The following is a 20,464-nucleotide window of genomic DNA, read 5'->3' as shown; positions in this document are numbered from 1 at the left end:
TACTACAGGGTTGTGGGCAAGCTCCGACTTACGCGGCGCTATCGACATTTTTGGGCAGGCGCTGATCAATGACCCGATACAGCGCACTGCTCTCAGGCCAGTTACGCATGAACCTTGCCCGATCCCGCGCATAGGCCGGGGCGAAGCTGCCGAGCGAGGCATGCTGACACATCGAATCCAGATCAATCAGCGCCCAGCGATCATGCTGCCAGAACAGGTTATGACCCTTGAAATCCCCGTGACTGATCCGCTCGCCAATCAGCTCGGCAAACAAATGATCCAGCGCCTGCAACTCGGCTTCCGGTGCCTCACCGCTTTCAACGTAAGGTGCAAACCGCTCGATGATGTCCGGCCCCGGTAAATACTCGGTCACCAGATATGCCCGACTGCGCAACCAGAGAAAACGCTTCTCCAGCAACGCCAACGGCTTGGGCGTGGCGATGCCGAGAAACGCCAGGCGATTGCCTTCACGCCAGGAGTGCCAGGCACGGCTCGGGCGCCAGAAACGTTTGAGCCAGTGGGCAAAACCTTTGATGTTGTAGCGCTTGATCACCAGCGTACGATCAGCCACCTCGACCTTGCCGACGCTCGCCGCGCCGCCGGTCTTGTACAGATGGCCCTGATCGAGCAACGCATCGGCCTGCGCCAGCACCGGCAGCATCGCCGTTTCTTCCTCGCGGTGAATCGCCCGCAAGCCGAACGCTCCGCGCTGGACACTGAACAGCGTGCATTCGCGGCCGACCTTGATCAGGAAGTCCTTGAGACGCCAGCTGCGCACCTTGTTGATCTGCTTCTGCAACGCTTCCATCGGCAAGGCATGCTCGCCGTTGCTCAGCAGGTAATACACCAGCAATTCTTCGGTGTAGGGTTCCAGCGTCTTGGGCAACTGGGCAAAAAACACCCCGAGGTTTTCCAGGACTTTCTGCCGCGAGAGCGGCTGGCCCGGCGTCTCCGTGCGGATTCCGGCACCGTCGATCAAATACAGCCGACCGCCCTGGCGCAGCAGGTTGTCCAGGTGCAGGTCTTCCTGCCACAGGCCCTTGCGGTGCAATTGACCAATCGCACCCAGCGCATCGGCCAATACCGCCGATTGCTCATCCGCCAGCATCGGCAAATGTTCGACCTGTTTCCAGGCATCCCCAAGGCTGTCGGCCCCTTCAAGAAAATCAAACAGCAGCCAACCGCCCTCGCCGTCCTTCAGGCCATCAGCCAGCAGCAACGGCGTGGTCAACCCCTGAGCCGCCAGCAACCGCACGCCGTCCAGCTCACGCTGGAAATGCCGCGCCGCTTTGCTGCCGACCAACAACTTGGCCAGCACCGGCCGCCCGCGCCAGACGCCCGCACCGACATAACGCTGCCCCGGCAACACCCGCAACAGACTCAGCAACTGCAGCTCGGCAGGGCCGGCGGCATCGGCCAGTGGAATGTTCAGCGGCAGGCTCGGGCTGCGGCCAGCGTTTTTCAGCTCGGACAAACGCATCAGCGCGTCTCCTTGTGAGTGCGCCGCGCGGTCAGTCGCGCCAGCCAGCTGTCGATCAGCGAACTGTCTTGCGATTGATCCAGATAGGCGGCCAGCAGCTCGCGCAACTGCGCTTCGCTCCACTCAGGCGCCCGACGCAGCAACGGCTCCAGGTCTTTGGCCCGATCACGCAGACCAAACAGCAACGGCCGGGTCTTTTCCAGGTCGATCAGCTGGGCCAGGTAACCGTCGCCGGTGGCCTGGAGAAAAATGTGCTTGGGGTAGAAGCAGCCGTGAACCTGACGCGCGCCGTGCAGGCGCCGAGCCAGTTGCCCACAGGCCTTCAGAATGGCCGAATGCTGCGCCGAACTCAGGTCCGACCAGCGCTGCAACAGCGAATCCAGGTCATCCCAACCGTCCAGGGCTCGGGTCAGCAGAATCGCCCGGACTTCGCCGTTGACCTTGCGCTCACCGAAAAACGCCGCTTTCAATGCTGGAATTCCGAATCGCTCATAGCGACTGATATTGCGAAATTCACGGGCAAAGCTCGGCTCACCAAAGGGCGCATGCAAGGTGCGCATCTGGTAGTTGCTCTGGCGTTTGAGGTAGTAGCCATGACCTTCCAGATCCAGCCGAAACACGCTGCTCCAGCCACCGCGACCGGTGTTGGGCTCGTCCACAGCCTCGAGCTGCTTGGCCCAGAGTGCGTCGAAGGTGCCGAGGCCGTGACGCTCAAGCAGTGCACGGTCTTCAGCCGCCAGGAAATCAGTCATTCGCGTCCCTCGAAAAATCTCACCACGTGCCGGATCCGTTTTTTGTCGGCGGCATTCAGCCGATCACACTGGCGGTATTGCAGGTAAAAGCGCAGGCGCTGGGTAGCCGACAAGTGATACTTGGCGACCTTGTCCAGACAGGCCAGGTCCTTGGTGATCCGGTACTTGAGCCAAAAGCCGCGCCAGAAATCGCCATTGGGGCAGTCGATCAAAAACAGCCGGGGCTCATCGTCGATCAGCAGGTTGCGCCACTTCAAATCGTTATGGGTGAAGCGGTGGTCGTGCATGGTCCGGGTATAACCCGCCAGCTGCCGGCTGACGTTATCGACCCAGGCGCGGTCCGCCAGCTTTGGATCATGCCGCTCGGCCAGGGCCGACAAGTCTTCGGTATGCGGCAGCTCACGGGTGATCATAGCCCCGCGATCGTACGCCGCACCGCGACGCTCCAGGCCCCAGGCCACCACTTCGGCGGTAGGAATGCCCCACTTGGCGAAGCGCTTGAGATTCTGCCACTCGGCTTTCACCCGGGGTTTACCCAAGTAGCGACGCAGACCTTTGCCGGCACCCACGTAGCGTTTGACGTAATAGTTGACGCCGTTGCGCTCGACGCGAATGACCTCGGACAACAGGTCGCGCGTCAGGCGTTCACCCTGAAGCGCAAATACAGCCTCAAGACTGCCGAAATCTTCTGCCAGATCGCTGTACTCAGGCTCCAGTTTCCAACCTGCCATCAGAGCGCATCCCCGTATCGCTGTTTACGGTCGTAAAGTTTGTTGGCCTTGCCTTCGAGCCAGGCAAGCAGCCCGGCTTCCTCGCCCAGAATCTGGCGCAGGGGCTGCTGGAAATAACCCTTGAGGAAACGCAACTTGTCGCGACGGGTCAGGCCAATGTCCAGCGCCGAAAAGTACAGCGCCGCCAGGTCCTTGTTGCGCCAGCGTTGGGTAATCGTCGGACGGGTCTGGGCACGGTGCAGGTCGATCACCGAGAGCCTGAAATCGTCGGCCGTCACCGGTTTGTCGGTGTGCAGCAGAAAGTGGCAGATGTAGCAGTCGCGATGGTTGACCCCGGCGCGGTGCATCATGCCGGTCATGCGCGCGACTTCGGCGATCAGGGCGCGCTTAAGTTTTGGCTCTGGCGGGTGTTTGACCCAGTCGATGCTGAAGTCTTCGAGGCTGACAGTGGGCGCCAGCTCTTCGGTAACGATGAACGAATGCTGGTCCGCCGGGTTGCTGCCCTTCTCGCCGTAAGCCACGGCGGTCATGGTCGGCACGCCGACTTCTTGCAGGCGCTGGATGGCCTTCCATTCCTGGCCGGCACCGAGCACCGGCAGCTTGGCAGTGAGCAGGTTCTTGAAGATCTCGCCCCAGCCAATGCCACGGTGGATCTTCACGAAAAAGCCATTGCCATCGACTTCGGTACGCAGGGTCCGGCGCGCTTCAAGTTCGCGGTATACCTCGCCCTGGAGACCCTCGACTTCAGCGAACGGGTCGCGTCCGGCCCAGAGGCTCTTGAACGGTTCAGCCAGCATCAACTTCATTAAGCGTGCTCCGCCAGAATCACATCGGCCGCGTGCTGCGGCATGCTGTAGAGGTCGGCCGTCTCGGCGAAGGCCAGACCGTTGCGGCTCCAGGCCGCCCGTGCTTGAGCGTCGTTCAACATACCGGTCAGGTACTGGGTCAGCTGCGCCTGATCGAAAGGCTCGTCCAGCACCAGACCGGCGTCGGCCTCGGCGATGTAATGGGCGTAACCACACACCGCGCTCACCAGCACCGGCAACCCGGCCACCAGGGCTTCGAGCAACACAGTCCCGGTGTTTTCGTTGTACGCCGGGTGAATCAACAGATCGGCGCCAAGCAGAAAACGCGGGATGTCGCTGCGGCCCTTGAGGAACGTCACGTTATCGCCGAGCCCCAATGTGGCGCTCTGCATCTGGAATAATTTGGGGTCGTCCTGGCCAATTACAAATAGCCGGGTGCATTTCTTCAGATCGGCGGGCAATGCGGCCAGCGCCTTGAGGCTGCGATCCACGCCCTTGGTCTTGAACCCGGAGCCGATTTGCACCAGCAGCAGATCATCGTCTTTCAGGTTGAATTCGCGACGGAATTCGGCACGGATCTCGGCGGCATTGGCCGGCGCGCGACGGTCCTGAGAGATACCTGGCGGTAGCAGATGGAAGCGTTCCAGCGGCGTGTCGTAATGCTTGATGAACAGCGGCTGCTGGACTTCGGAAATCATCAGCACTTCGGTCTTGGCATCTTTGGCGAACACGGCGCGCTCGTACTCGGCGAAGTGCCGGTAGCGGCCCCAACGGCGGTACAGCGAGTTGCGCAGGTTTTGCGCCTTGTCTTCGAAGCAGCCGTCGGCGGCGTAGTAGACGTCCAGACCCGGCATTTTGTTGAAGCCGATCAAACGGTCCACTGGACGCTTGGCCAGATCCGCTTCCATCCATTCGCTGAGTTTCTCGTTGCGTCGATGATTGAAGAACGCCTTGACCGGCGCCACCAACACTTCGAAGCCCGGTGGAATGTCGCCTTCCCAGATCAGCGTGTAGACCCGAATCTGATGGCCGCGTTGCTGACATTCCAGGGCGATGCGCATGAAGTCGCGCTGCAAGCCCCCGAATGGAAAGTACTTGTACAAGACGAATGCCAATTGCATCAGCGCAGCTCCTCAGCCAGTAACAACGTGCTCAGTCGGGTCGCGACACGCTCGGGATTCAGACGCGTGAAGCACAGGGGCCACTCGCGTTTAAGGTCAAACTGACGGGCATCTTCGGCCGTCGGTTGATACGTACATTTCTTTTGCATACACGGCGCACAGGGGAAATCGCTGGCGATGTGAATCTGCGCTTTACCGTAGGCGCCCGTCAGGCCCGGGTTGGTCGGGCCGAACAGCGACAGCGTCGGCACGTCCAGTGCAGCGGCCAGATGACCGAGGCCGGTGTCCACCGCCACGCAGGCTTGCGCGCCGGCCAGTACTTTGCCGACACCTGCCAGGTTCAGCTTGGGCAGCACTTCGACATGCCTCATGTCTTTGGCGATGCGCTCGGCCCGGGCTTTCTCGATCGCATTACCCCACGGCAGCTTCACCGCGACACCGAGATAGCCGACGCGCTCGGCCAACTCGCGCCAGTAGGCTTCAGGCCAGTGCTTGGTGTCCCACGTGGTGCCGTGCAGGAACACCACGTAAGGATTCTTGCGCGGCAACTCCACCAGTCGTTCGACGTTCAGGCCGTAATCGCCCAAGCCTTTTGGCAGGTCGTAACCCAGGGCCAATGCAAATAGCTGACGCACTCGCTCCACCGCGTGTTGCCCACGGGCCACGGCCAGACGCCGGGAATAGAAGCGTGCGGCAATCGGCTCGCGGGCGGAGTTTTTATCCAGCCCGGCCACCGGGGCTTTGGCGTATCGGGTCAGCAACGCGCTTTTCAGCAGGCCCTGGGCATCGATCACCAAGTCATATTTGTTGGCGCGAACGCTTTGCTTGAAGCGCTTCCACTCGCCACTCTTGATGGTCTGCCAGATGTTTTTGCGCCAGCGACGGATCGCCACCGGAATCACCTTGCCCACGGCCGGGTGCCAGGTCGGGATTTCGGCGAAGCCTTCTTCCACCACCCAGTCGAACTGGATGCCGGGGATCGCCCGTGCCGCGTCGGTCAGCGCCGGCAACGCGTGAATCACGTCGCCCAGCGAAGAAGTCTTGATCAGCAGTACCCGCAAACTATTTGACCTCGACCACAGTGCCCTGCAAACGCTGCAAGGCTTCGTTCACCGCTTGCGGCATGAGCTGGCGCAGGCAGTTGTAATGACCGAAGCGGCACGTGCGATCGAAGCAGGGACTGCATTCGATGCCCAGGCGCACGATCTCGACGTGCTCGGCCAGTGGCGGCGTGAACCCCGGCGACGTCGAGCCGTAGACCGCCACCAACGGGCGATTCAGCGCAGCGGCGACGTGCATCAGGCCGGAGTCGTTGGACACCACCGCGTCGGCGCAGGACATCAGGTCGATGGCTTCAGCCAGGGAGGTGCCGCCGCTGAGGTTCACCGACTCTTCACGCAAACCGGGAATCAGCCGCGAACGGATGTCTTCGCCGACAGCGTGATCGTTTTTCGAACCGAACAGCCAGACTTGCCAGCCTTCGCGGATCTTCGCTTCGGCAACCTTGGCATAGTGCTCGGACGGCCAGCGCTTGGACTCACCGAACTCGGCACCGGGGCACAGCGCCAACACCGGGCGGTCGAGAGCCAGGCCGAACTTGGCCATTGCCGCTTCGCGAGTGACCGGGTCGATTTGCAGGCTCGGCCGTGGATAAGGTGTCGGCAGCTCGGCACCGGACTCGTAAGCCAGGGCCATGAAGCGCTCGATCATCAACGGGTAACGTTCTTTATCCAGCGTGCGCACGTCATTGAGCAGGCCGTAGCGGAACTCGCCACGCCAGCCGGTACGTTTCGGGATGCCGGCAAAGAACGGCACCAATGCCGACTTCAGGGAATTGGGCAGCAGGATCGCCTGGTCGTACTGGCCGGCCAGGGATTTGCCGATGCGCCGACGCGTCGCCAGCTCCAAAGCGCCGTGACCGAGCGGAAAGCTCAAGGCCTGGCGTACTTCGGGCATGCGCTCAAGAATCGGCCGGCTCCACTCGGGGGCCAGCACGTCGATTTCGCATTGCGGGTGGCGCTGCTTGAGACACTGAAACAGTGTCTGCGCCATCACCATGTCACCGACCCAACTGGGCCCAACGATCAGAATTTTCATGTGGTTTCCATAAACGAGCCGGGGAGGCCTTATGCCTCCCCGTCTCGAGAATCAGCTTAGCCCCAGCTCGCGCCAGATCCGCACTACCTGCCGCCGTTCGTCCACGAACTGGTCGCCCGGTATCACTCCGGCGTCCTTCTGCAAGGCCTGCCGGTGAGCGGCGGAACGGTAGGCTTTATAGGCCTCGCGCAACAGGCTGGCGTCTTCGGCGGGCATCAGCCCTTCCTCCTCCAGCCCTTCCAGAATGCGAATATTGTCAGTCCAGCGCAGCAATGGCGGGTGCGATTCGGACCACGCCAAGGCCGCGTATTGCACCATAAATTCGATATCGACGATACCTCCGGCGTCCTGCTTGAGATCGAACGGCGCCGTGGCCTCGAAGGCATTTGCCCCAGTGCCCGCCGCGGTGCTCTTGCTGCCAAGGTTATCGCGCATTTTGGCGCGCATCTCGCTGACCTCCTGGCGCAATATCGCCAGGTCCCGCGGCTTGCCCAATACCGCCGCGCGGACTTTCTCGAACGCCTGGCCGACGTCCGGACTACCCACCAACACCCGCGCCCGCACCAGCGCCTGATGTTCCCAGGTCCAGGCTTCATTTTCCTGATACCGGGCAAACGCACCGAGCGAACTCACCAGCAACCCCGACGCGCCGGACGGCCGCAGACGCATGTCCACTTCATACAGCTGACCGGAGTTGGTCTGAGCCGTGAGCAAGTGAATGATCCGCTGCCCCAGCCGGGTGAAAAATTGCGCACCGTCGATAGGTTTCGGCCCGTCGGTTTCCGCCTGCGGGTCGCCATCGTGGATGAACACCAGGTCCAGGTCCGAACCATGCCCCAGTTCCAGACCGCCGACTTTCCCGTAACCGACAATGATGAAGCCGGGATCGCACAAAGTGCCGTCGGTACGCAGCGGCGTGCCGTACTTGGCCACGGTCTGACGCCAGGCCAGGGCCAGCACTTGTTCGAGAATCGCTTCGGCGAGCCAGGTCAGGTAATCGCTGACCTTCATCAACGGCAGGCTGCCGGCGATTTCCGAAGCGGCGACCCGTAAGCGGTGCGCCAGTTTGAAATGCCGCAGGGCTTCCATCTGTTGTTCGAGGTCGTCTTCGGGAATCCGCGTCAAACGCTCGCGCAACTCGGCGGCCAGTTCCGGCGCCAGTGGCGGCTTGAACAGCCGACCTTCGTTGAGCAATTCGTCGAGCAGCAGCGGGAAGCGAGTGATCTGTTCAGCGATCCACGGGCTCGCGGCGCACAAGGTCAACAAACGTCGCAGCGCGCCGGGATTCTCGGTCAGCAACACCAGATACGCGGAACGACGGGCCACGGCTTCCACCAGTGGCAAAACCCTTTCCAGCACCAGATCCGGATTGGCGTGTTCGACAGACTGAGCCAACAACCGCGGAATAAAGGCATCGAGGCGCTCGCGCCCCAAGCGCTGCATCGCCCGCAGCTGCGGGCTGCTGCGCAAACCGGCCAACGCTTTCAGGGCCTTGGTGGCATCGACGAAGCCGCCCTCTTCCAACTGGCGGCAAGCGGCCTCTTCGTCCTGAGCCTCTTCCCACAACGGCAGCCATTCGCCGCCGACCACCACTTCGCTTTCGGTGCCTTCCTCTTCGTCGGGATCGGCGATCACCTGACCGAAGTGCCACGCCACGCGATCGCGCCAATACATCAGCCGCTCATGGAAAGCCGCCCAATCGTCAAAACCCAACATAAAGGCAATGCGCGCCTGATCCTGCTCACCGTCCGGCAGCATCTGGGTCTGGCGGTCGGCAATCGCCTGGATCGCGTGCTCGGTGTAACGCAGGAATTCGTAGCCTTCGCGCAGTTCGCTGATCACCGCTGGCGGCAGATAACCCTGACCTTCCAGCGTGCTCAGTACTTTTAATAGAGGACGTTGCTGCAAGCTCAGGTCGCGGCCGCCGTGGATCAGCTGGAATGCCTGGGCGATAAATTCGACTTCACGAATGCCGCCGGAGCCGAGCTTGATGTTGTCGGCCATGCCCTTGCGCCGGACTTCCTGCTGAATCAGCTGCTTCATGGTGCGCAGCGCTTCGATCGCCGAGAAATCGAGGTAACGCCGGTAAACGAACGGGCGCAGCATCTCTTGCAGTTGCGCGCCAGCCACCTGATCGCCGGCCACCACCCGCGACTTGATCATCGCGTAGCGTTCCCAGTCACGGCCCTGGTCCTGGTAATACTGCTCCAGCGCGTTGAAGCTCAACACCAATGCGCCGGCCGCCCCATAAGGCCGCAGGCGCATGTCGACGCGGAACACGAAACCGTCGACGGTCATCGGGTCCAGGGCCTTGATCAGGCGCTGGCCGAGACGAATGAAAAATTCCTGGTTATCCAGCGAGCGTTTGACCCCGACGGTTTCGCCACCTTCGGGATAGGCGAAGATCAGGTCGATGTCCGACGACAGGTTGAGCTCCACCGCACCGAGCTTGCCCATGCCAAGAATGACCATTTGCTGCGGCTCGCCGCTGCGCCGGCCAGTCGGCACGCCGAACTGCTGGCAATGCCGCGAGTACAACCACTGATAGGCCTGATCGATGCTGGCATCGGCCATGTCCGAGAGGTCGCGGCAGGTCTGGATCAGATCGCACTGACGCGTCAGGTCGCGCCAGATGATCCGCACTTGATGACGGGTGCGTTGACGACGCAGGGCGCGACCGAGCTCATCGTCGGTTTCCGCTGCACTCGCCGCTGCCGCAATTTGTGCGCATAGCTCGCCGGGCGCAAAACTTCGGTCCAGCTCACCGGACTGCACCAGCTCCAGCAACATCAATGGGTCACGGACACTTTGTTCAATCACGAAGTCGCTGGCAGCGGTGACGCGGGCAAATTGTGCCCAGCGTTCAGGCGTCCAGCCGGCCAGGCCATGGTCGTCGGGAAGCACCGCGACGGCCGCACGGAACGACTGCTCGGCGCGGGTGACAAACGGCAGAAGGATGCCAGGCAGTTCGGCAAGCGAAGGGAGGCTCATGGTCTATCCTTGATCGGCGTGTAGAGGGCTGCATGTAGTGATTCGCGAGAATGCACTACGTGATCGACTGTCGAACAAAGGTTAGAAATAGCTGAAATTTCTTTATTTTTGGCAGACAGCATCAAGCTTTCACCTTTTCTGGTTGGCAAAAGACCAACCTTAACGATTATTCTCACAACGCAGCTGGAGGCCACAAGCCGCTCATCTGTAGTTTTACTACTCGTATATACATTCGAAAGGCTGAAATGCCCGAAGATTTGTAGTAAAACTACACGCCGCCGGAACAACCTCTCGGCAATCCAAGAATTTATATCGTCTGCCCACAAGGCCAGTCGCAAACTCAGGCAACCGATTCTGGAAGCCTTTCCGCCCTGGAGCAAGCCATGCAAGACCTCGATCCCGTCGAAACCCAGGAATGGCTGGACGCCCTGGAATCGGTTCTCGACAAAGAAGGCGAAGACCGCGCTCACTATCTGATGACCCGTATGGGCGAACTCGCAACCCGTAGCGGTTCGCAATTGCCTTACGCCATCACCACGCCATACCGCAACACGATCCCCGTTACCCACGAAGCACGCATGCCTGGCGACCTGTTCATGGAACGCCGCATTCGCTCGTTGGTACGCTGGAACGCGATGGCCATGGTGATGCGTACGAACCTGAAAGATTCTGACCTGGGCGGTCACATCTCCAGCTTCGCCTCCAGCGCAACCCTGTACGACATCGGCTTCAACTATTTCTTCCAGGCCCCGACCGACGAACACGGCGGCGACCTGATCTACTTCCAGGGTCACACCTCGCCAGGCGTTTACGCCCGTGCGTTCATGGAAGGCCGCATCACCGAAGACCAGATGAACAACTTCCGCCAGGAAGTGGACGGTCAGGGCCTGTCGTCCTACCCGCACCCTTGGCTGATGCCTGATTTCTGGCAGTTCCCGACCGTATCCATGGGTCTGGGCCCGATCCAGGCGATCTACCAGGCACGCTTCATGAAGTACCTGGAAGCCCGTGGCTTTATCCCTGAAGGCAAGCAAAAAGTCTGGTGCTTCCTGGGCGACGGCGAGTGCGACGAGCCGGAATCCCTGGGCGCGATCTCGCTGGCTGGCCGCGAGAAGCTCGACAACCTGATCTTCGTTATTAACTGCAACCTGCAGCGCCTTGATGGCCCGGTACGCGGCAACGGCAAGATCATCCAGGAGCTCGAAGGCGTGTTCCGCGGTGCTCAGTGGAACGTGACCAAAGTCATCTGGGGCCGTTTCTGGGACCCACTGCTGGCCAAAGACGTCGACGGTATCCTGCAACGCCGCATGGACGAAGTCATCGACGGCGAATACCAGAACTACAAAGCCAAAGACGGCGCGTTCGTACGTGAACACTTCTTCAACTCGCCAGAACTCAAGGCGATGGTTGAAGACTTGTCCGACGACGAGATCTGGAAACTCAACCGTGGCGGTCACGACCCGTACAAGGTCTACGCGGCGTACCACGAAGCGGTCAACCACAAAGAACAACCGACCGTCATCCTGGCCAAGACCATCAAAGGTTATGGCACCGGTGCCGGCGAAGCGAAGAACACTGCGCACAACACCAAGAAAGTTGATGTTGAAAGCCTGAAGCTGTTCCGCGATCGTTTCGACATTCCGGTCCGTGACGAAGAACTGGAAAACCTGCCGTTCTTCAAACCGGAACCAAACAGCGCTGAAGCCCGTTACCTGAGCGAGCGCCGCACTGCACTGGGCGGTTTCGTGCCACAGCGCCGTGCCAAAAGCTTCGACATCCCGACGCCACCGCTGGATACCCTCAAGGCAATCCTGGACGGCTCGGGCGACCGTGAAATCTCTACCACCATGGCCTTCGTGCGGATCCTCGCGCAGCTGGTCAAGGACAAGGAAATCGGTTCGCGCATCGTTCCGATCATCCCGGACGAAGCCCGTACCTTCGGTATGGAAGGCATGTTCCGTCAGTTGGGCATCTACTCGTCCGTCGGCCAGCTCTACGAGCCAGTCGATAAAGACCAGGTGATGTTCTACAAAGAAGACAAGAAGGGCCAGATCCTCGAAGAAGGCATCAACGAAGCGGGCGCCATGAGCTCCTTCATCGCTGCCGGTACTTCGTACTCCAGCCACAACCAGCCAATGCTGCCGTTCTACATCTTCTACTCGATGTTCGGCTTCCAGCGTATCGGCGACCTCGCCTGGGCCGCTGGCGACAGCCGTACCCGTGGCTTCCTGATCGGCGGCACCGCCGGGCGGACCACGCTGAACGGCGAAGGCCTGCAACACGAAGACGGTCACAGCCACATCCTGGCTGCCACCATCCCGAACTGCCGCACCTTTGATCCAACCTACGGCTACGAGCTGGCGGTGATCATCCAGGACGGCATGAAGAAGATGACCGAACAGCAGCAGGACGTTTTCTACTACATCACCGTGATGAACGAGTCCTACCAGCAGCCAGCCATGCCGGCCGGTGTTGAGGAAGGCATCATCAAGGGCATGTACCTGCTCGAGGAAGACACCCGCGAAGCGGCGCACCACGTTCAGCTGATGGGCTCCGGCACCATCCTGCGCGAAGTTCGCGAAGCGGCGAAAATCCTGCGTGAACAGTTCAACGTCGGCGCTGACGTGTGGAGCGTTACCAGCTTCAACGAACTGCGTCGCGACGGCCTGGCCGTAGAGCGCAGCAACCGTCTGCACCCGGGCCAGAAGCCTAAACTGAGCTATGTCGAAGAGTGCCTGAACGGCCGTCAAGGTCCGGTCATCGCATCTACCGACTACATGAAGCTGTTCGCTGAGCAAATTCGTCAGTGGGTCCCGTCCAAGGAATTCAAAGTCCTGGGCACCGACGGTTTCGGCCGCAGTGACAGCCGCAAGAAGCTGCGTCACTTCTTCGAAGTCGACCGTCATTTCGTGGTGTTGGCAGCCCTGGAAGCCTTGGCTGACCGTGGTGATATCGAGCCTAAGGTGGTGTCTGAAGCCATCGCCAAGTTCGGGATCAACCCGGAAAAACGCAACCCACTGGACTGCTGAGGAGACACTCTGTGAGCGAACTCATTCGCGTACCTGACATCGGCAGCGGTGAAGGTGAAGTAATCGAACTATTTGTGAAGGTCGGCGACCGTGTGGAAGCCGACCAGAGCATCCTGACGCTTGAGTCGGACAAGGCGAGCATGGAAATTCCTGCGCCAAAGGCCGGCATCGTCAAAAGCATCAAAGTGAAACTGGGCGATCGCCTGAAAGAAGGCGACGAACTGCTGGAGCTGGAAGTCGAAGGTGCCGCTGCCCCGGCCTCTGCACCGCCCCCTGCGGCTGCCGCTGCGCCAGCAGCCAAGGCTGAAGCGAAACCGGCTGCTGCTCCTGCCGCCGCTGCTCCAGCGCCAGCTGCCGCGCCTGCTGCCGCTTCGGTTCAGCAAGTGCACGTGCCGGACATCGGTTCGTCGGGCAAGGCCCAGATCATCGAGATCCAGGTCAAGGTCGGCGACACCGTCGAGGCTGATCAGTCGCTGATCACCCTGGAATCCGACAAGGCCAGCATGGAAATCCCTTCGCCCGCCGCTGGCGTGGTCAAGGCCATCAGCGTCAAGCTCAACGACGAAGTCGGCACCGGCGACCTGATTCTGGATCTGGAAGTGGCAGGTGCTGCGGCACCGGCTGCGGCCGCGCCAACTCAGGCGGCGGCACCTGCTGCCGCTGCTCCAGCGCCAGCCGCTGCGGCCCCGGCTGCACCGGTTGCCGACAGTGTTCAGGACATTCATGTCCCGGACATCGGTTCGGCAGGCAAGGCCAAGATCATCGAAGTCCTGGTCAAGGCCGGCGATACCGTTGAAGCCGATCAGTCGCTGATCACCCTGGAATCCGACAAGGCGAGCATGGAAATTCCATCGCCTGCCGCTGGCGTGGTGGAAAGCGTTTCCATCAAGCTGGATGACGAAGTCGGTACCGGCGACCTGATCCTGAAGCTGAAAGTCAAAGGTGCTGCGCCTGCTGCTCCGGCTCCGGCCGCTGCTGCACCAGCACCTGCGGCTGCCAAGGCTGAAGCTGCTCCTGCAGCCGCTGCTCCGGCACCGGCCGCACCGGCTGCTGCACCGGCCAAACCGGGCGCCAAGGTTCACGCTGGCCCGGCTGTACGCCAACTGGCCCGTGAGTTCGGCGTCGAGTTGAGCGCGGTCAGCCCAAGCGGCCCGCACGGTCGTGTGCTGAAAGAAGACGTGCAGGTTTACGTCAAAGCCATGATGCAGAAGGCCAAGGAAGCACCGGCCGCCGCTGCAGGCGCAACCGGCGGCGCGGGCATCCCGCCGATTCCGGTTGTGGACTTCAGCCGCTTCGGTGAAACCGAAGAAGTGCCGATGACCCGCCTGATGCAAATCGGCGCGTCGAGCCTGCATCGCAGCTGGCTGAACATTCCGCACGTGACTCAGTTCGATTCGGCTGATATCACCGACCTGGAAGCGTTCCGTATCGCTCAGAAAGCCGTTGCAGAGAAGGCTGGCGTCAAGCTGACCATCCTGCCGCTGCTGCTCAAATCCTGCGCGCACCTGCTCAAGGAACTGCCGGACTTCAACAGTTCGCTGGCACCAAGCGGCAAGGCGATCATCCGCAAGAAGTACGTGAACATCGGCTTCGCCGTCGACACCCCTGAAGGCCTGCTGGTACCGGTCATCAAGAACGTCGATCAGAAGAGCCTGCTGCAACTGGCAGCCGAAGCCGCTGTGCTGGCCGCCAAAGCCCGCGACAAAAAGCTCACCGCTGACGACATGCAAGGCGCCTGCTTCACTATTTCCAGCCTCGGCCACATTGGCGGCACCGGCTTCACGCCGATCGTAAACGCGCCGGAAGTGGCGATCCTCGGTGTTTCCAAGGCAACCATCCAGCCAGTCTGGGACGGCAAAGCCTTCCAGCCGAAACTGATGCTGCCACTGTCGCTGTCCTACGATCACCGTGTGATCAACGGCGCCGCTGCTGCACGCTTCACCAAGCGTCTGAGCGATCTGCTGGCGGACATCCGCACCATCCTGCTGTAACACCGATCGGCCCTCCTTCACCGGAGGGCCCGTCGCGTTCCACGTTTTCCGAGCGCCACGCTCGTACCTCAACCCCGCCAGTTTGGCGGGGCTTTTTTTGCCTGGAAGAAAGCCACGCGACACCCTTTTCCTACGTTTGCGGCTTACGTCGCCCACAACTCCAATCCACTTCTGCTCGATATTTTTTGCGAACCAATAACTAAGCTTATTTCAACTAGTTGTCGCCACAACTCTTATCAACTTATTTTGCTTAGTTAGCATTACTTCGAATGGATTCGAACATGTTCAAACCGACTGTCGGCCCTATTATTGGCCATACCACAACTAATCATGCACGTATCTTCTTGCGCGGCAAACTTCAAACTAATGCACCTGTATTTGCGGGCGTTCGTTATCGCCGACCTGGCGAAGAGCGCTGGTCCCAAGGTGTATTTGCAAAGTTGACGATCTTGCATGATATGTCCGATGTCATTGCACTCAACGACCTTGCCGCCGATACCGAGTACGAATACCAGGCAGGCTGGTTCAGCCCCATGAGCCCGGTGCACACCGTGGAAACGGTTCAGGAACTGCCGCTGCAATGGCCGCGGGATATCTACCGGTTTCGCACGCAGTCCAGCAAAGCCACGATTCCACGGGCCTATATCGTCGGTTCATGCCGTTACCTGCGCATGACTGCTGGCATCCCGTCTGCGCCGCATCTGGGGGACAGGATTTTCGCCTCGATCACGAATCTGGCACAGCAGGCCGAACCACCCATCAGCGCCATGTTGATGACCGGCGATCAAATCTATGTCGATGACCTGAACGTCATTGCTCCCGACCGGGAATACAAGGAAATACTCAGTAAGTACCGCGCAGCTTTTTCCCAACCCAATATTGCAAAGTTAATGTCCGGCGTGCCGACTTACATGATCCTCGACGATCACGAAATTGAAGACAACTGGCCCGCCAACGAAAGTAAGGCCGACACCTATTTATACAAAAACGCCATCGCGGCGTATGAATTGTATCAAGCCAGTCATAGCCCGGCGCATGAACTTCTTGCCAGCGGGCAAGTAAATAGAAAACTGGAACAGTATTGGTATCAATTCGCCGAAGGCGATATCGAATGGTTTGTCACCGACAGTCGAACCCGACGCAACCTGTCGGCCAATGATCGACGCATCCTCGACGAAAAGCAGGAACAGGCCTTGTGCAAATGGTTGATTCACAGCCCGGCCAGGGTCAAATTCGTGGTCACCAGCGTGATGTTCTACCCCGACCGCAAAGCCCTTGGCGATGACGCGTGGAAGGCCTTTCCCGAACAGCGTCTGCGGCTGCTGGAGACTATTCGTACACACCGCATCAAGAACGTCTTCTTCGTTTCCGGCGATGTCCATGGCTCTTTGACGAGTCGTCTGACCCACGGCGAAGACCCGGACTTCGAGGTGCACACCATCGTCTCCTCCCCCTTGTGCAACAGCAAACTGCTGCCGTACGCCAAGGCCTCCACCTTCATCCTCGATCAACCATTGGCGCGAACAGCCGCCGGCGACTACCAGCACGAACTGACCAGCCAGGTGGTCAGCCAGGACAACTTTGCCCATCTGATCGTCGATGCCGAACAGGTTCGTGTCAGTTATCACGACCGGGACGGCAAGCTGCTGCAATCGGTAGGCATTCCTTTGCGTTAAACCAAACCTCTGGCGAGGGAGCTTGCTCCCGCTTGAGTGCGCAGCGCTCACAAGATTTGGGCCGCTGCGCAGCCCAGCGCGAGCAAGCTCGCTCGCCACAGGACTCCAAACGATTACTTTTAGCCATCCATTGGAGAAATCCTGCCGCCGGCCGACATATTCTTATAGCACTTGGCCTTCATGTCTCTTGTCAGTCAGTGTCGCAATGATGCAACCTTGCCGCAGGTAACAGTAAAGAGGGCGAGAGCCCGGCGCGATCAGCCTATTCGAAGCGAGTTTCCCTCCATATGAAGAGCCAACCCGATGCCGCCAGCCGTATGGTGGCCGAGGTAGTGACGCAGTTGCCTGTGCCCTCGCGGCTCGGCATGCTTCGTTTCGAACGGCTGAATGAAGCGAGCTGGGCGCTGCTGTTTCTCGATCCTAATTGCGAACGACAGTTCGGCCTGCCGGCTGTGGAGCTCTGCGCTCTGGTCGGCTCGCCCTACGCCAGCCTGATGGAGCCCGAAGCGCGCTATCAGCTGCATGATGTGGTTCAGCAGCAACTCACCGAAAGCCCGCATTACCTGATCCGCTATACCCTGCACACCGCCGCCGGCTCCTTGAACCTGCTGGAACTGGGCGAAGCCTACAAACAACACAATCGACACCTGCTGCGCGGCTACCTGCTGGTGGTCGACGACCTGTTCGAGGGCGAGCAACTGCTGCCGGCCCTGGACCTCGAAACCCAGAACTCTCGCCTGCAAATCGCCCTGGAACTCAATCAGCGCGCCCAGCAGGAACAGCTTCTGCACCTGGACCGGGTGCGCGCCCAGCAAGACTTGATCCTGCTGCTGACCCGCCAGCGCTACAGCAGCAACAACTCCCTGCAAGAAGCCGCCGAACTGATCGCTCGCAGTGCCTGTGACATTTACGAAATCGACTGCGCCAGCCTGTGGAATCTCGAAGGTTCACTGCTCGTGCCGATTTCGGCCTATCACCGTTCCAGCCAGGAATACCTGCTGCCGGAGCCGATCGACGTCAGCAACTTCCCCGACTACGTGGAAGCCTTGCACACCGGCCGTGCCATCGATGCTCAAAACGCCATGCGCGACCCGCGCACCCGGGAAATGGCCGAACACCTGCGCCCACGCGATGTGAATGCGATGCTCGACGCCAGCATCCGCGTCGATGGCCAAGTGGTCGGCGTACTCTGCCTGGAACAGACCGGTACGACCCGCGCCTGGCAATCGGACGAAATTGCTTTCGCCGGTGAGCTGGCGGATCAGTTTGCCCAAGTCATCAACAACCACAACCGCCGCACCGCCACCAGCGCCCTGCACCTGTTCCAGCGTGCGGTCGAGCAAAGCGCCAACGCCTTTTTGCTGGTCAATTGCGATGGCGTGGTGGAATACGTCAACCCGAGCTTCACGGCGATCACCCAATACACCACCGAAGAAGTCCACGGCCAGCGGCTGTCAGAACTGCCGGCACTGGAAAATCTCAGCGAACTGTTATTCGACGCGCACTCGGCACTGGCCAAGAGCAACAGCTGGCAGGGTGAGTTCAAAAGCCGCCGCAAAAACCTCGAACCCTACTGGGGCCAGTTGTCGATTTCCAAGGTCTACGGCGACAACCGCGAGCTGACGCATTACATCGGCATTTACGAAGACATCACCCAGACCAAGCTCGCTCAGCAGCGCATCGAACGACTGGCTTACACCGATAACCTGACCAACCTCGGCAACCGCCCGGCCTTCATCCGCAACCTCGACGAACGTTTCGCCCGAGACAGCGATACCCCGATCAGCTTGTTGCTGGTGGACATCGACAACTTCAAGCGGATCAACGACAGCCTCGGCCACCAGACCGGTGACAAACTGCTGATCAGCCTGGCCCGACGCCTGCGCAACAGCCTGAGCCCGAGCGGCAGTCTGGCGCGGTTCGCCAGTAACGAATTCGCCGTGCTGCTGGACGACACCGATCTGCGTGCGGGCCAACAGATTGCCAATCAATTGCTGGCGACCCTCGACAAACCGATGTTCGTCGACAACCAACTGATCAGCGTCACCGGCTCCGTGGGCCTGGCCTGCGCACCGTTGCACGGTCGCGATCCGCAAACCCTGATGCGCAACGCCGGCCTCGCGCTGCACAAGGCCAAGGCAAACGGCAAACACCAGGTCCAAGTGTTCACCGAAGCGCTGAACGCCGAAGCCAGCTACAAACTGTTCGTCGAAAACAACCTGCGCCGCGCCCTGACCCAGAACGAGCTGGATGTGTTCTACCAGCCCAAGCTCTGCCTGCGCAGCGGTCGTCTGTTGGGAATGGAAGCGCTGCTGCGCTGGAACCATCCGGAAAAAGGCATGATCCGCCCGGACCAGTTCATCAGCGTCGCCGAAGAAACCGGCCTGATCATCCCCATCGGCAAATGGATCGCCCGCCAGGCCTGCCGCATGAGCAAAGACCTGACCGCCGCCGGCCTGGGCAATCTTCAGGTGGCAATCAACCTGTCGCCCAAGCAGTTCTCCGATCCGGACCTGGTGTCGTCCATCGCCAACATCCTCAAAGAAGAAGCGCTGCCGGCAAACCTGCTGGAACTCGAACTCACCGAAGGCCTGCTGCTGGAAGCCACCGAAGACACCCACTTGCAGCTCGACCAGCTCAAGCGCCTGGGCCTGACCCTGGCCATGGATGACTTCGGCACCGGTTACTCGTCGCTCAGTTACTTGAAAAAATTCCCGATCGACATCATTAAGATTGATCGAAGCTTCATCCACGAAATCCCGGACAACCAGGACGACATGGAAATCACCTCCGCGGTGATCGCCATGGCCCACAACCTGAAACTCAAGGTCGTGGCTGAAGGCATCGAAACCGCCGAGCAGTTGGCGTTCCTGCGCCGTCACCGCTGCGACGTTGGCCAGGGTTACCTGTTTGATCGACCGATCCCCGGCGTAGAGCTGATCGAAAAGCTCAAGCGCTATCCGCGTGGCCCGATCGCCTGACAGCGGCGTGACACTCGGGCAAACTGCGTGTCTGACAATTTACATTCAACCTGACTGAGGGGACTGATCATGGTCTTGCGCTCGGAAATTCTGGTGAACAAAAACGTGCTCCCGACTAAAGAACAAGCTCTGCCTGGCCGTGAAACCCCAATGACCGTGCCGGAAAAACACTTCGTCCACGACGCCCCGCTGCTGGGCCCGTTCGCGATGGACGTGGATTTCGCGATCTTCGGCCTCGGCTGCTTCTGGGGCGCAGAGCGCAAGTTCTGGCAGCGCGAAGGCGTGGTCAGTACGGCGGTGGGTTACGCCGGCGGCTTTACGCCGAACCCGACGTATGAAGAAGTCTGCTCGGGCCTGACCGGCCACAGCGAAGTGGTACTGGTGGTCTACGAGCCGGCAAAAGTCAGCTACGAAGAGCTGCTGAAGATGTTCTGGGAACTGCACAACCCGACTCAGGGCATGCGCCAGGGCAATGACATCGGCACGCAGTACCGTTCGGTGATCTACGCCACCAACCCGACTCAGTTGGCTGCCGCCAAGCACAGCGAGCAAGTGTTCCAGGCCGAGTTGACCAAGGCTGGCAAAGGCACCATCACGACTGAAATCGACGAAGCCCCGACGTTCTTCTTTGCCGAGGCTTATCACCAGCAGTACCTGGCCAAGAACCCTGAAGGGTATTGCGGGATTGGCGGTACAGGCGTGACTTGCCCGATCTGACACCACACTGATCGTTCCCACGCTCTGCGTGGGAATGCCTCAATGGACGCTCCGCGTCCGCTTCGGCAGGGACGCGGAGCGTCCCGGGCTGC

Annotated in this window: 13 protein-coding genes; 5 read left to right on the top strand and 8 right to left on the bottom strand. The window is 60.3% G+C overall.

Going from position 1 to position 20,464, the window contains the following annotated elements:
• Positions 1-28: 28 nt before the first annotated feature.
• The 8 genes from ACMXYI_RS09240 to glnE are packed head-to-tail and all read right to left on the bottom strand — an operon-like array spanning position 29 to position 9,978.
• Positions 29-1,480, bottom strand: a complete 1,452-nt coding sequence (locus tag ACMXYI_RS09240) for a lipopolysaccharide kinase InaA family protein (RefSeq protein WP_415772959.1) — start codon at positions 1,478-1,480, stop codon at positions 29-31.
• Entirely contained in the window at positions 1,480-2,232 is a 753-nt protein-coding gene (locus tag ACMXYI_RS09235) for a lipopolysaccharide kinase InaA family protein (protein ID WP_415772957.1), read from the bottom strand. Before ACMXYI_RS09235 ends, ACMXYI_RS09240 begins: the two co-directional genes overlap by 1 nt.
• Positions 2,229-2,963: a lipopolysaccharide kinase InaA family protein gene (locus tag ACMXYI_RS09230; protein WP_415772956.1), complete on the bottom strand. Its 735-nt coding sequence runs from the start codon at positions 2,961-2,963 to the stop codon at positions 2,229-2,231. The genes ACMXYI_RS09235 and ACMXYI_RS09230 overlap by 4 nt, the downstream gene beginning before the upstream one ends.
• Entirely contained in the window at positions 2,963-3,769 is an 807-nt protein-coding gene (rfaP, locus tag ACMXYI_RS09225; RefSeq protein WP_415766299.1) for a lipopolysaccharide core heptose(I) kinase RfaP, read from the bottom strand. The genes ACMXYI_RS09230 and rfaP overlap by 1 nt, the downstream gene beginning before the upstream one ends.
• A complete protein-coding gene (locus tag ACMXYI_RS09220; RefSeq protein ID WP_415772954.1) occupies positions 3,769-4,890 on the bottom strand; it encodes a glycosyltransferase family 4 protein in 1,122 nt (373 codons plus the stop codon). Before ACMXYI_RS09220 ends, rfaP begins: the two co-directional genes overlap by 1 nt.
• Positions 4,890-5,951: a lipopolysaccharide heptosyltransferase I gene (waaC, locus tag ACMXYI_RS09215; protein ID WP_415772953.1), complete on the bottom strand. Its 1,062-nt coding sequence runs from the start codon at positions 5,949-5,951 to the stop codon at positions 4,890-4,892. Before waaC ends, ACMXYI_RS09220 begins: the two co-directional genes overlap by 1 nt.
• Position 5,952: 1 nt before the next feature.
• The gene (gene waaF / locus ACMXYI_RS09210) at positions 5,953-6,987 is read right to left on the bottom strand and encodes a lipopolysaccharide heptosyltransferase II (protein WP_033055457.1); all 1,035 of its coding nucleotides are present in this window, start codon (positions 6,985-6,987) and stop codon (positions 5,953-5,955) included.
• Between the two features lie 51 nt (positions 6,988-7,038).
• A complete protein-coding gene (gene glnE / locus ACMXYI_RS09205) occupies positions 7,039-9,978 on the bottom strand; it encodes a bifunctional [glutamate--ammonia ligase]-adenylyl-L-tyrosine phosphorylase/[glutamate--ammonia-ligase] adenylyltransferase (RefSeq protein WP_415772951.1) in 2,940 nt (979 codons plus the stop codon).
• Between the two features lie 383 nt (positions 9,979-10,361).
• On the opposite strand from glnE, the gene aceE reads away from it, so the two are divergent.
• The 5 genes from aceE to msrA all read left to right on the top strand — a co-directional run bounded on the left by aceE (position 10,362) and on the right by msrA (position 20,372).
• Positions 10,362-13,007 (top strand): pyruvate dehydrogenase (acetyl-transferring), homodimeric type, encoded by a 2,646-nt coding sequence (gene aceE / locus ACMXYI_RS09200; RefSeq protein WP_415772949.1) that lies wholly within the window; start codon positions 10,362-10,364, stop codon positions 13,005-13,007.
• 11 nt (positions 13,008-13,018) lie between these two features.
• Positions 13,019-14,998 (top strand): dihydrolipoyllysine-residue acetyltransferase, encoded by a 1,980-nt coding sequence (gene aceF / locus ACMXYI_RS09195; RefSeq protein WP_415772947.1) that lies wholly within the window; start codon positions 13,019-13,021, stop codon positions 14,996-14,998.
• A 281-nt stretch (positions 14,999-15,279) separates the two neighbouring features.
• On the top strand, positions 15,280-16,674 hold the full coding sequence (locus ACMXYI_RS09190; protein WP_415772945.1) for an alkaline phosphatase D family protein: 1,395 nt from the start codon (positions 15,280-15,282) through the stop codon (positions 16,672-16,674).
• A 287-nt stretch (positions 16,675-16,961) separates the two neighbouring features.
• Positions 16,962-19,655, top strand: coding sequence for a putative bifunctional diguanylate cyclase/phosphodiesterase (locus ACMXYI_RS09185; RefSeq protein WP_415772943.1), 2,694 nt, complete (start codon positions 16,962-16,964; stop codon positions 19,653-19,655).
• A gap of 69 nt (positions 19,656-19,724) precedes the next feature.
• On the top strand, positions 19,725-20,372 hold the full coding sequence (gene msrA, locus ACMXYI_RS09180; RefSeq protein ID WP_223526220.1) for a peptide-methionine (S)-S-oxide reductase MsrA: 648 nt from the start codon (positions 19,725-19,727) through the stop codon (positions 20,370-20,372).
• Positions 20,373-20,464 lie beyond the last annotated feature (92 nt).

This window comes from Pseudomonas lyxosi, assembly GCF_047758685.1.
In the GTDB taxonomy this organism is placed as follows: Bacteria; Pseudomonadota; Gammaproteobacteria; order Pseudomonadales; family Pseudomonadaceae; genus Aquipseudomonas; species Aquipseudomonas lyxosi.
This window is presented reverse-complemented; position numbering and strand designations above follow the sequence as displayed.